The sequence below is a fragment of the Catenulispora subtropica genome, assembly GCF_039531675.1.
Taxonomy (GTDB): domain Bacteria; phylum Actinomycetota; class Actinomycetes; order Streptomycetales; family Catenulisporaceae; genus Catenulispora; species Catenulispora subtropica.
Genome location: NZ_BAAAQM010000106.1, coordinates 1 through 13,870, shown reverse-complemented (window position 1 = coordinate 13,870; position 13,870 = coordinate 1). Strand labels below are relative to the sequence as shown.

Sequence of the window (13,870 nt, the reverse complement as noted above, 5' to 3'; positions counted from 1 at the left end):
ACGCCTCGGCGCACTCGGCCATGCGGGCCGCGAAGACCGGGGACGTGGCGATCAGGTCGCGGCCCATGCCGGCCCACTGGCTGCCCTGGCCCGGGAAGACGAAGACCGTGCGGCCGACCGAGGAAGACGCGGAACCGGTGATCGCACCCTGGCCGGTGGCGACCGCCGCGAGACCGGCCGCGAAGTCGGGACCGATGACGACCGCGCGGTTCTCGAAGGTCGCGCGCGTCGTCGCCAGGGACCAGGCGACATCCGTCGGCGTCAGCTCGGGCCGGGCCAGGACGTGCTCGCGCAGTCGGCCCGCTTGCGCCGCGAGGGCTTCGCCCGTGCGGCCGGAGACCAGCCAGGCAGTCGTGTCGGTGCCGGAGAGAACGGCGGGCGCCGGGCTTTCGACGATCTGCTCGGCGGTCTCCTCCGAAGCGTTCTCGGGAGAGTCTTCGACCTCTGTCTCGGCCTCCGAGAGCTCCGGCGCCTCCTCGACGATCACGTGCACGTTCGTCCCGCTCATCCCGAACCCGGACACGCCGCCGCGCCGCGGCCGTCCGTGGTCCGGCCACTCCTGCGACTCGCCGATCAGGCGCACCTGGCCGGCGGTCCAGTCGATCTCGTGCGACGGGTCGTCGGCGTGCAGGGTCCGGGGCAGGGTGCGGTGGTGCAGCGCCATGACCATCTTCATCATGCCGGCGATGCCGGCGGCCTGCTGCGCGTGCCCGATGTTGGACTTGATGGAGCCCAGCCACAGCGGCCGGTCCTCGGGCCGGTCCTGGCCGTAGGTCGCCAGCAGCGCCTGGGCCTCGATCGGGTCGCCGAGCGGGGTGCCGGTGCCGTGGGCTTCGACGATGTCGACGTCCGCCGTCGACAGGTGCGCGCTGGCCAGGGCGGCGCGGATGACGCGCTGCTGCGAGGGTCCGTTCGGCGCGGTGAGGCCGTTGGAGGCGCCGTCCTGGTTCACCGCGCTGCCGCGCACCACGGCCAGCACGGTGTGCCCGTTGCGGCGGGCGTCCGACAGCCGCTCGATGACCAGGACGCCGGCGCCCTCGGCGACGCCCATGCCGTCGGCGGTGTCGGCGAAGGCCTTGCACTTGCCGTCGTTGGACAGCCCGAGGTGCTGGCTGAAGTCGGTGAACAGGACCGGGGTGGCGGCCACGAAGGCGCCGCCGACCAGGGCCAGCGAGCACTCCTCGGCGCGCAGGGAACGGCAGGCGAGGTGCAGGGCGACCAGCGCCGAGGAACAGGCCGTGTCGACGGTGACCGCCGGGCCCTCCAGGCCGAGGGTGTAGGAGACGCGGCCGGACAGGATGCTGGTCGCGTTGCCGGTCATCAGGTGGCCGTCCAGGCCGCCGCGCTCGGCGGAGAACCAGCCGTAGCCGGCGAAGCTGGCGCCGGCGAAGACGCCGGTCTTGGAACCCTTCAACGCCAGCGGGTCGATGCCGGCCCGCTCCAGCGCCTCCCACGCGGTCTGCAGCAGCAGCCGCTGCTGCGGGTCCATGGCGGCCCCCTCCCGCGGGCTGATGCCGAAGAACCCGGGGTCGAACTCGGTGGCGTCGTAGACGAAGCCGCCGCCGCGCACCGGCGAGGCGCCCTCCCAGCCGCGGTCGCGCGGCAGCTCCCCGGCCGCCTCGGCGCCGGACACCGCCAGCTCCCACAGGTCCTCCGGGCTCCGCACCCCGCCGGGGAAGCGGCAGCCCAGGCCCACGATCGCCAGCGGTTCCTCGGCCGCCGCCTCCAGGTCGTGCAGGCGCCGACGGGTCTCGTGCAGGTTCGCAGTGACCTGCTTGAGGAAATACCGGAGCTTGTCGTCCTCACTCACTTACCGTCACCTCATCGCCAGAAAATCGTCGGCCGCCCGTCGGGACCTGCTCGGGCATCGGCATCAGCGGATCCCGAACTCCTTGCCGAGGAAGTCGAAGATCTCGTCGTCGCTGGACGACTCGAGCTTGTCCATGACGGCGGTCCCCTCCGTCAGGCCTCGGATTTCCTTCCACTTCGTCATGACGGCCTCGAGCCGCGCTGTGACCTTGCCGGAGTCGCCCTCGGCGACGGCGGCGGTGCTCAGCAGCGACTCGATCCGGTCCAGCTCGGCCAGCAGCGGGAGCTGCTCGGGCTCGGCCGGGGCGATCGCCTGCCGCAGGTGCCCGGCCAGCGCGATCGGCGTCGGGTAGTCGAAGACCACGGTCGCCGAGATCGGCCTGCCGGTGGCGGCGGTGAGCCGGTTGCGCAGCTCCACGCCGGTCAGCGAGTCGAAGCCGAGGTCGGAGAACGCCCGGTCCGGCTCGACCGCGTCGGCCGACGGGTAGCCCAGGGCCCGCGCCGCCTCGGCCCGGACCAGGTCGATCAGCACCCGGTCCTGGTCGGCGGCGGACAGTCCGGCCAGCTGCGCGGCCAGCTCGCCGCCGGCCCCCTCGCCCGCGGAGTCGTCGCCGGCCGCCGCGAGCGCCGCCGCCACCTCCGGCAGCGCCTCGATCAACGGGCTCGGCCGGCGCAGCGTGAACAGCGGGGCGAAGGTGGCCCAGTCCACGTCCACGACCGTCAGCAGGTCCTCGCCGGCGTCCACCGCCTGTGCCAGGGCCTGCATGGCCAGCCGCGGGTCGAGCAGCTTCAGGCCGCGCTTGACCATGCGCTCGGCGTCCTCGACCGCGGTCATGCCGCCGCCGCCCCACGGGCCCCAGGACACCGACAGCGCGGGCAGCCCCTGGGCGCGGCGGTTCTCCATCATCGCGTCCAGATACGCGTTGCCCGCCGCGTAGCCGGGCTGCATCGCGCTGCCCCAGACGGCGGCGATCGAGGAGAAGACGATGAACGCGTCCAGGCCGGCGTCGCGGGTGAGTTCGTCCAGCCAGGCGGCGCCGGCCGTCTTGGCCCCGCACACCGCCGCCTGTTCGGCCAGCGTGGTGTCGGTGATGTAGGTGGCCTGGCCGACGCCCGCGGTGTGCAGGACGGCGCTCAGCGCCGGGCCGGTGGCGGCGATGCGGGTCAGCAGGCCCTGGACGGCGTCGCGGCTGCCGGTGTCGCAGGCCACGACGTCGACGGCGGCACCGGCCGCGGCGAGGTCGGCCGCGAGGGCCGCGACGGTGCCGGCGGAGGGCCCGGACCGGCTGCACAGCACGACCTTCTCGGCGCCGCGCTCGGCGACCCAGCGGCCGGCGTGGCCGCCGATCGCGCCGGTGCCGCCGGTGATCAGGACGCTGCCACGCGGGGTCCACTCGCGGCCGGTGCGCGCCTGCGGCGCGTGGGCGAGCCGGCGTCCGTGGAGGCCGGCGGCCCGGACGGCGATCTGGTCCTCGCCGGTGTCGGCGGTCGGGGTCGCCAGTACCGCGCACAGCTTCGCGGCGATCTGGTCGTCCCACTCCTGCGGAAGGTCGACGAGGCCGCCCCAGCGCTCGGGGTGCTCCAGGCCGATGACGCGGCCCAGGCCCCAGATCTGACCCTGGACGGGGTGGGTCACGCTCTCGCCCCGGCCGGTGGTCACCGCGCCGCGGGTCACGGCCCACAACGGGGCCGCGATCCCGGCGTCGCCGAGCGCCTGGGCCAGAACCAGGGTCGCGCCGACGCCGAAGGGGACGCCGACCAGGTCGGGCAGCGGGGTCTCGTCGAGGGCGAGGAGGGAGATCACCCCGGTGAGCGGGCCGGCGGCGCTGTCGGCAGCTCCGGCAGCTCCGGCAGAGGTGTCAGATGTGTCCACAAGGCCGGCGGCGGTTTCGGTGAGCCGCGCGGTCAGCGCGGCGCGATCGAGATCGGCCGCGCCGAAGGCGAGCGTTCGGACGCCGGCGCCCCGGTGGGCCAGGGCTTGCGCCACACCGGCGGTCAGCTCGGAGTCCGATGCTCCGGCCGGTGCGATCACCAGCCAGGTGCCTTCGACCACCGCGGCGCTCGGCTCCGGGATCGGCGCCCAGGTGACGCGGTAGCGCCAGTCGGCGACGGCGGAGTCCTCCCGTTCGCGGCGCCGCCACGAGGCCAGCGCCGGGAGCAGATCGGCGAGCCGGTCGCCGTCGACGGCGAGGGTGTCGGCGAGCTGCGTCACGTCGCCGCCCTCGACCGCCGACCAGAACTCGGCTTCGGCGCCGGTGGCCTCGGCGGGCTTGCCGCCGTAGACCTGCGCGACCTGGGGCCAGAAGCTCTGGTGCTGGAAGGCGTAGGTCGGCAGGTCGATCTTGTCGGCGGTGCCGAGGACGGCGGGCCAGTCGACGTCGATGCCCAGCACGTGGGCCCGGGCCAGCGCGGTCGCGACCGTGACCGGCGCCGGGGACTTCGAGCGCAGAAGCGGGATGAAGGTCGCGCCGGCGTCGCCCGGGACGGCGGCGGAGCCGATCGCGGACAGCGTGCCGTCCGGGCCGATCTCGACGAAGACCGTCACTCCGCGCTCCGCGAGCGCGTTGACGGCATCGGCGAAGCGGACCGGCTGGCGGGCCTGCTCGGTCCAGTAGGAGGCACCGACCTCCCCGACCGCGGCCCGAGCCCACGTGACCCTCGCCTCGGAGTGGATCAGGGTGCCGGCGACGCCGCCGAGCTCTTCGAGGATCGGGTCCATGTGGTGGGAGTGGAAGGCGTGGCTGACCCGCAGCGGCCGCACGCGGCGCTCCCGTCCGCGCCAGATCTCGGCGACGGCTTCGACCTCGGCCGCGTCGCCGGAGACGACCGTCGCCGTCGGGCCGTTGACCGCCCCGATGCCGACGTGCTCGGTGAGCGTTTCGAGGACCTCTTCCTCGGTCGCGGCGATCGCGCACATCGCGCCGCCCTCGGGGAGCGACTGCATGAGGCGCGCGCGGTTGGCGACCAGACGGCAGGCGTCTTCGAGCGTGAGGACACCGGCGGCCCAGGCCGCCGCGATCTCACCGACGGAGTGGCCGGCGACGGCATCGGGGCGGACCCCGGCGGCGGTCAGCATCTCGACCAAGGCGACCTGGACGGCGAACAGCCCGGTCTGGGCGAAGACCGTCTGGTCGGCGTCGACGTCCTTGGCACGACCGAGGACGACGTCGGCGACCGGCAGACCGAGCTCCGCTTCGAGGATCGCCGCCACCCGGTCAAAGGACTCTGCGAAGACCGGCGAAGCCGAGTACAGGCCGCGGCCCATCCCGGCCCGCTGCGCGCCCTGACCGGCGAACAAGAACCCGACGCGCGCGCCGGTCTTGGCCACCCCCACCACGGGGCCGGACTGCTTGGTCGCGACGGCCGCCAGGCCCGCGGTCAGCTCCTCACGCGTGCGGCCGACGACGACCGCCCGGTTGTCGAACCGCGCGCGCGAACTCGCCAGCGAGTAGGCGACGTCCTCGACCTCGACCGGCTCCGCCAGCACGAACTCACGCAGCCGGCCCGCCTGACCCGCCAGCCCCTCGGACCCGCGGCCGGACAGGACCCATGCCGAGACATCAGAGCCCGCCAGCACCGGCGTCTTTTCTTCGTCCTGCGCTTCGACGACGGGCTCGAGCTCCGGCGCCTCCTCCACGATCACATGCGCGTTGGTCCCGCTGATCCCGAACCCTGAGACACCCGCGCGCCGCACCTTCCCCCCGGCCGGCCACGGCACCGGCGCGGCCAGCAGCCGCACGTCGCCCTCGGTCCAGTCGATGTGCGGGGAGGGCTCCTCGACGTGCAGCGTCTGGGGCAGCACCTCGTGCCGCATCGCCAGGACCACCTTCATGATTCCGGCGACGCCGGCCGCGGCCTGCGCGTGGCCGATGTTGGACTTCACCGAGCCCAGCCACAGCGGCTTGTCCTCGGCGCGGCCCTGACCGTAGGTGGCCATCAGCGCCTGGGCCTCGATCGGGTCGCCGAGCGGCGTGCCGGTGCCGTGCGCCTCGACCGCGTCGACGTCCGTCGGCGCCAGCTGGGCGTTGGCCAGCGCGGCGCGGATGACGCGCTGCTGCGAGGGGCCGTTCGGCGCGGTGAGGCCGTTGCTCGCGCCGTCCTGGTTCACCGCGCTGCCGCGCACCACCGCGAGCACCGGGTGGCCGTTGCGCCGCGCGTCGGAGAGCCGTTCCACGATCAGCGTGCCGACGCCTTCGCCCATGCCCATGCCGTCGGCCGCGGCGGAGAACGCCTTCGAGCGGCCGTCGGCGGCCAGGCCGCGCTGGCGGGAGAAGCCGATCAGCTCGCGTGGCGTCGCCATGATGGTCACGCCGCTGACCAGCGCCAGCCCGCATTCGCCGGAACGCAGCGCCTGACCGGCCAGGTGCATGGCCACCAGCGACGACGAACAGGCGGTGTCGACGGTGACGGCCGGGCCTTCCAGACCGAGCGTGTACGAGACCCGGCCGGACAGGATGCTGGTCGCGTTGCCGGTGACCAGGTGGCCCTCGACGCCCTCGGCGCCGTCGCGCACCGCCGCCATGCCCAGGGCCTCGTAGCCGGATCCGTAGCCGCCGACGAACACGCCGGTGCGGGAGCCGCGCAGCGAGTGCGGGTCGATGCCGGCGCGCTCCAGCGCCTCCCACGACGTCTCCAGCAGCAGGCGCTGCTGCGGGTCCATCGCCAGCGCCTCGCGCGGGCTGATCGCGAAGAACGCCGGGTCGAACTCGGTGGCGCGCTGCACGTAGCCGCCCTCGCGGACGTAGGACGTGCCGGCGTGGTCCGGGTCCGGGTCGTAGAGGGCTTCGACGTCCCAGCCGCGGTCGGCCGGCAGCGGGGAGATGCCCTCGGCGCCGGTCTCCAGCAGCCGCCACAGGTCCTCGGGGCTGCGCACGCCGCCGGGGAAGCGGCAGCCCATGCCGACGATGGCGAGGGGTTCGGCCGGGTCGAGGGCCGGACCGGAGGCGGCCGGCACGCCCGGGGCGTCGGTGCCCGGACCGTCGCCGGTCAGCGCGCCGAGCATCTCGGTGCGCAGATACGCGGCCAGCACGGTCGGCGTCGGGTAGTCGAACAGCAGGGTGGCCGGCAGCCGCAGCCCGGTCGCGACGCTGACCTGGTTGCGGAGCTCGACCGAGGTCAGGGAGTCGAAGCCGAGTTCGCTGAACGGCCGGTCCGGCTCCACCGCCTCGGCCGAGGGGTAGTTCAGCACCGCGGCGGCCTCGGCCCGGACCAGGTCCGTCAGCATCCGTTCCTGCTCGGCGGGAAGCAGGCCGGAGAGCCGGCGGGCGAGTTCGCCCTCGGCCGCGCCGCCGCGGCTGTCTGTGTTCCTGGAGGCTCCCGTGCCGCCGGCCAGGTTCCGCACGACGTCCGGGAGGTCCCGGACCATCGGGTGCCGGCGCAGTTCGGCGGCGGCGGGGGCGGTGCACAGCTGCGCCCAGTCGATGTCGATCACGGTCACCGTGACGTCGTCGGGGTTGTCCAGCGCCTGGCCCAGCGCCCGCACCGCGAGCCCGGGCTCCATCAGGACCTCCCACTTGTTGCGGCGCAGGCGGGCCCGGGCCGCGTCAGTGGCCTGCGACACGCCGCCGCCGGCCCACGGGCCCCACGCCACCGACAGGCCGGGCAGCCCGGCGGCACGGCGCTTCTCGACCAGGCCGTCCAGGTAGGCGTTGGCCGCGGCGTAGTTCCCCTGGCCGCCGCCGCCGAACGTGGCCGCCGCCGAGGAGAACACCACGAACGCGTCCAGGTCGGCGTCCCGGGTCAGCTCGTCCAGCCAGGCCGCGCCGGCCGCCTTGGCGCCGAGCGTGGTGGCCAGGCGCGGCACGTTCTGCCGGTCCAGCACGCCGTCGTCCAGGACGCCGGCGCTGTGGATCACGCTGGACAGCGGCGGGCCGCCGGCGGCGATCAGGTCCAGCACGCCGGCGATGTGCGAACGCTGCGACGTGTCGCAGCTGGCGACCACCACGTCGGTGCCCGCCCCGGCCAGCGCCGCGGCCAGCTCCGGCACCCCGGCCGCGTCGGCGCCGGACCGGCTGGTCAGCACGATCCGCTCGGCGCCGCGGCCGGTCAGCCAGCGGCCGACGTGGCCGCCGATCGCCCCGGTGCCGCCGGTGATGAGCACGGTCCCGCCCGGGCTCCACGGCCGGGCCTCCCGGGCCTGCGGCGCGCGCACCAGGCGGCGGCCCAGGATGCCGCTGCCCCGCACCGCGATCTGGTCCTCGACGACGTCGGTCAGCAGCCCGCAGAAGCGGTGCGCGATCCGGTCGTCCCAGGACGCGGGCAGGTCGATCAGGCCGCCCCACCGGTCCGGGTGCTCCAGCGCGATCACGCGGCCCAGACCCCAGATCTCGGACAGCACCGCGCTGGTGACGACCTCGCCGAGGCCGGTGGCGACGGCGCCGGTGGTGAGGATCCGCAGCGGCGCCCCGATCCCGGCGTCGCCGAGGGCCTGCAGCAGGAGCAGCGTCCCGGCGACGCCGGAGGGGACGGCCGGCTCGTCCGGGAACGGCGTCTCGTCCAGCGAGAGCACCGACAGCACGCCGGAGAGCTTCGTGTCCCCGAGTCCCGCGACCGCCGCGGTCAGCGCCGCGGCCAGCGCCCGCCGATCCAGGGCCGGGTCGCGGACCGCGACCGGGACCGGGACGACGTGGCCGCCGTGCTCCTTCAGGGCCCTGATGAGCCCGGCCACCCACGGGTCCTCGCCGCGGCCCTCGGGGACGGCCAGCAGCCAGCCGCCGGTCAGCGCCGCCGAGACCGGCTCGGGCAGCTGCACCCAGGAGACGCGGTACCGCCAGTCGGCGACCACGGAGTCGGCGCGCTCGCGGCGGCGCCACGAGGCCAGCGCGGGCAGCAGGTCGTTGAGCGGACGGCTGCCGTCGATGGCCAGCTCGGCGGCCAGCTCGCGCAGGTCGCCGTCCTCGACCGCGGCCCAGAACCGGGCCTCGGCGGCGTCCGCGGCCGGGTCCGCGGCGGCCTGCGCCGTCGAGCCCTGCATCCAGTAGCGGCGGCGCTGGAAGGCGTAGGTGGGCAGCGGGACGCGGTCGCCGCCGCCGAACACCGCGCGCCAGTCGACCGGGACGCCCTCGACGTGGGCGCGCGCCAGCGAGGCGAGCAGTCCGGCGGCGCCGGCGTCGTCGCGGGTGACGGTGCCGGTCACGACCGTGCCGGTGACGCCGGCCTCGTCCGCGCATTCGGTGACGGCGCCGGTCAGCGTCGGCTGCGCGGAGACCTCGACGAAGGTGCGGAAACCGTTCTGCGCCAGATCGACCACGGCGTCGGCGAAGCGGACCTGTTCGCGGACGTTGGTGTACCAGTACCCGGCGTCGAGCTCGGCGCCGGACATCCACCGGTTGTGGGCCGTGGAGTAGAAGGAGATCGTTCCGTCGGCCGGGCGGATGCCGGACAGCGCCGCGCGCAGCGTCGCCTCGATCGGCTCGACGCGCGGCGAGTGGGCGACGAAGTCGGCGGTGGCCGGGACCCGCCAGCGCAGGATGCGGCGTTTGGACAGCTTGGCCTCGAAGGCGTCGAGATCGGCCGGGACGCCGGAGACGACGGTCGCGGCCGGGGAGTTCACGGCGGCGACGGTGATGCGGTCGGCGAAGCCGGTCTCCTCGATGACGGCCAGGACCGCCGGTTCCGGCATGACGACCGCCATCAGGCCGCCGGAGGCGTTGAGGTCCGCGAGCGCCTTGGCGCGGGTGACCACGACGCGGGCGCCGTCTTCGAGGGAGAGGATCCCGGCGACGGTGGCGGCGGCGATCTCACCCTGGGAGTGGCCGATGACAGCTTCCGGATTCACCCCGGCGGCCTGCCACATCGCGGCGAGCGAGACCATGACGGCCCACATGACCGGCTGGGCGACGTCGGCGGTGTCGAGCGCCTCGGCGTTCTCGATGACGTCCGGCAGCGACCAGCCGACCAGCGGGGACAAGGCTTCGGCGCATTCGGCCAGGCGCGCGGCGAACACCGGCGAGTCGGCCAGCAGCTCGCGGCCCATCCCGGCCCACTGGCTCCCCTGGCCGGGGAAGACGAAGGCCGTGCGGCCGCCGGCCGAGCCGGCGGAGCCAGTGACCACGCCCGGGGCGGCCTGGCCGGTGGCGACGGCCGCGAGACCGGCGGCCAGCGCGCCGCGGTCGCCGCCGATCACCACCGCGCGGTGCTCGAACGTCGAGCGGGAGGTCGCCAGCGACCAGGCGACGTCCGCCGGTTCGAGCTCCGGGTGCCCGAGCACGAACTCGCGCAGCCGCCCGGCCTGGCCGGTCAGGCCCTCGGTGCTGCGCCCTGAAACCGGCCAGGCGGTGACCCCGCACCACGGTGCGAGAACCGCCGCCTCGCCGTCGCCGTCGCCGTCGCCGCCAGGAGTCTCGGCCTCATCTTCGGTCTCTGATATGTAGAGCGGTGCTTCTTCCAGAATGATGTGCGCGTTGGTGCCGCTGACGCCGAAGGACGAGACGCCCGCGCGCCGGGTCCGCTCGCCGCCCGACGGCCACGGGACCGCCTCGGTGAGCAGCTGGACGTCGCCGGCCGACCAGTCGATGTGCGGGGACGGCTCGTCGATGTGCAGGGTCTGCGGCAGCAGTTCGTTGCGCAGCGCCATGACCATCTTGATGACGCCCGCCGAACCGGCCGCCGCCTGCGCGTGGCCGATGTTGGACTTCACCGAGCCCAGATACATCGGCAGGCCTTCGGGACGGCCCTGGCCGTAGGTGGCGATCACCGCCTGCGCCTCGATCGGGTCGCCGAGCGTGGTGCCGGAGCCGTGGCCCTCGACGACGTCGACGTCGTCGGTGGTGATCCGGGCGTTCGCCAGGGCGGCGCGGATGACGCGCTGCTGGGAGGGCCCGTTCGGCGCGGTCAGGCCGTTGCTGGCGCCGTCCTGGTTCACCGCGCTGCCGCGCACCACCGCCAGCACCGGGTGGCCGTTGGCGCGGGCGTCCGAAAGGCGCTCGACCAGGATCATGCCCGCGCCTTCGGAGATGCCCATCCCGTCGGCGGCGCCGGCGTAGGACTTGCAGCGTCCGTCCTGCGCCAGACCGCGCTGGCGGCTGGTCCACACGAACAGCTCGGGGCTGGCCGAGACGAACGCGCCGCCGGCCAGGGCCAGCGAGCACTCGCCGGTGCGCAGCGCCTGGCAGGCCAGGTGCAGGGCGACGAGCGTCGAGGAGCAGGCGGTGTCGACGGTGACGGCCGGGCCCTCCAGACCGAGGGTGTAGGAGACGCGGCCGGAGATGACACTCGTGGTGGTGCCGGTCAGCAGGTGCGCTTCGAGGTTCTCGGAGTCGTCCGAGGGCGCCAGACCGTAGCCCGCGAAGCTGGCCCCGGCGAAGACGCCGGTCGCGGTGCCGCGCAGCGAGTGCGGGTCGATCCCCGCGCGTTCCAAGGCCTCCCACGAGACCTCCAGCAGCAGGCGCTGCTGCGGGTCCATGGCCAGCGCCTCACGTGGGCTGATGCCGAAGAACCCGGCGTCGAAATCAGTGGCCTCATGCAGGAAGCCGCCGTGCCGGACGTAGGAGGTGCCGGTGTGGCCCGGGTCCGGGTCGTAGATGCTGTCGATGTCCCAGCCGCGGTTGGTCGGGAACGCGCCGATGGCGTCGCCGCCGGTGGCCAGGAGCTCCCACAGGTCCTCGGGGGTCGTGATGCCGCCGGGGAAGCGGCAGCCGAGGCCGATGATGGCGATCGGGTCGTCGGCACCGGTCCGGTCGAACACCGCGGTGGCCTTGGGCCGCAGAGCCTCGTCGTCCGCGCCGATGCCCAGCAGGCCGGTGCGCAGGTACTCGGCCAGGACGGCGGCGGTCGGGTAGTCGAACAGCAGGGTCGCGGGCAGCCGCAGACCGGTGGCCGTGCCGAGGCGGTTGCGCAGCTCGACCGAGGTCAGGGAGTCGAAGCCGAGTTCGCTGAAGGCGCGGTGGGGCTCGACGGCGGCGGCCGAGGGGTACTTCAGGACGGCCGCGGCCTCGGCCCGGACCAGGTCCGTGAGCAGCCGGTCCTGTTCGCTGCGCGTCAGGGCCTTGACTTGTTCGGCGAGCGCGCCGTCGTTCTCCGCCGAGCTCTGCGCGGCCACCGCGGCGAGCGCCTGCCGCACCTCGGGCAGCGCCTCGATGAGCGGGCTCGGGCGGCGCAGGGTGAAGGTCGGCGCGAACTTCTGCCAGTCCACGTCGGCGATCGTGACCTGGAGGTCGTCGGCGTCCAGCGCACGGCCCAGGGCGGCCACGGCGCGCGCCGGGTCCAGCGGGGTCAGGCCCCGGCGTCGCATCTGTTCGCCGGCGTCGCCGTCCGCGATGCCGTCGCCGGCCCACGGGCCCCAGGCGATCGCGGTCGCGGTGCGGCCGGCCGCGCGGCGGGCCTCGGCCAGCGCGTCGAGGTGGGCGTTGGCGGCGGCGAAGCCGGGCTGCTGGGCGCCGCCCCAGGTGGCGGCGGCGGAGGAGAAGAGCACGAAGGCGTCGAGCGCGAGGTCGGCGGTGAGCGTGTCGAGCAGGCGCGCGCCGCCGGTCTTGGCGTCGGTGACGGCGGCCAGATCGGCGAGCGTGGTGTCGGCGACCTGGGTGGTCTGGCTGACGCCGGCCAGGTGGAAGACGGCGGTGAGCGGCGGCCCGGAGGCGGCGGCGCGAGCGAGCAGGGCGCTCGTCGCGGGCTCCTGCGTCACGTCGCAGGACACGATGTCGACGCGGGCGCCGGCGGCGGCGAGGCCGGCGGCCAGGGCGGCGACGTCGAAGGCGGCCGGGCCGGAGCGGCTGGCCAGGACGATCCGCTCGGCGCCGCGGTCGGCGAGCCAGCGGCCGACGTGACGGCCCAGCGCGCCGGTGCCGCCGGTGACGAGGACGGTGCCGTGCGGGGTCCAGGTCCGCTTCGCGGCGGTCTGCGGGGCGCGGGCCAGGCGGCGGGCGAGCAGGCCGGATTCGCGGACCGCGACCTGGTCCTCGCCGAGTCCGGCCAGGACGGCGCAGAAGCCGGAGGCGGCGCGGTCGTCCCAGGCGGCGGGCAGGTCGACGAGGCCGCCCCAGCGTTCGGGGTGCTCCAGGCCGACGACGCGGCCCAGGCCCCAGATCCGCGCCTGGAACGGGTCGGCGACGGGGTCGCCGGCGACGGCGGAGACGGCGCCCCGGGTGACCACCCACAGCGGTGCGGAGACGGTCGCGTCGCCGAGCGCCTGGACCAGGGTCAGCGTCGCGTCCAGACCGGCCGGGAAGGACACGATCCCGGAGAGGGCCGTCTCCCCGACGGCTTCGGTGAGGCGGCCCGCCAGGTGTTCCCGGTCCAGGTCGGCGGCGTCGGTGTCGAGCACCAGGATCTGGGCGCCGCGCTCGGTCAGGGCCCTGATCCACGGCTCGGCGGCGGCGTCGCCGCCGGGCGGCAGGACGGCGAGCCAGGTCCCGGACAGCACCGCCGAGCCCGGGTCGGCGACCGCCGACCAGGTGATGCGGTACCGCGAGTCGGCGCGTTCGCGGCGGCGCCACGAGGCCAGGGCCGGGAGCAGGTCGCCGGCCCGCTCGGCGTCGAGGGCGAGGGCGTCGGCGAGCCGGCCGACGTCGCCGTCCTCGACCGCGGACCAGAGTTCGTCGTCGGCCGGATTCCCGCCGACGGTGGCCTCCAGCGGCTTGAGCCAGAACCGGCGGTGCTGGAAGGCGTAGGTGGGCAGGTCCACGCGGGTGCCGCGGCCGCCGAGGATCGCGGGCCAGTCGAGGGCGACGCCCTGGACGTGCACGCCGGCGAAGGACGCCAGCAGCCCGGCGGCCCCGGCGTCCTCGCGGGTGACGGTGCCGGACACCACCGGCGCGGGCAGGTCGGCTTCCTGGACGGTCTCGGTGATCGCGCCGGTCAGCGTCGGCTGCGCGGAGACTTCCAGGAACGTGCGGTGGCCGGACCGCGCCAGTTCGGCGACGGCGTCGGCGAAGCGGACCTGCTCGCGGACGTTGGCGTACCAGTAGCCGGGGCCGAGTTCGGGCCCGGACATCCAGCGGCCGTGCGCGGTGGAGTAGAACGCGATGCGGCCCTCGGCCGGATGGAGGCCGGCCAGTGCGCGGGTGAGCGCGGGCTCGATGGGCTCGACGCGGGGCGAGTGGGCGGCGAAGTCCGCGGTGGCCGG

General features: G+C 75.1%; 2 protein-coding genes. Both read right to left on the bottom strand.

Features of this window, described 5'->3' with window-relative positions; translation table 11 throughout:
* On the bottom strand, positions 1-1,810 hold a 1,810-nt coding region (locus ABD466_RS43790), incomplete at its 3' end, for a type I polyketide synthase (protein WP_344663243.1).
* A gap of 63 nt (positions 1,811-1,873) precedes the next feature.
* A partial coding sequence (locus ABD466_RS43785) for a type I polyketide synthase (RefSeq protein WP_344663242.1) occupies positions 1,874-13,870 on the bottom strand: 11,997 nt, incomplete at its 5' end.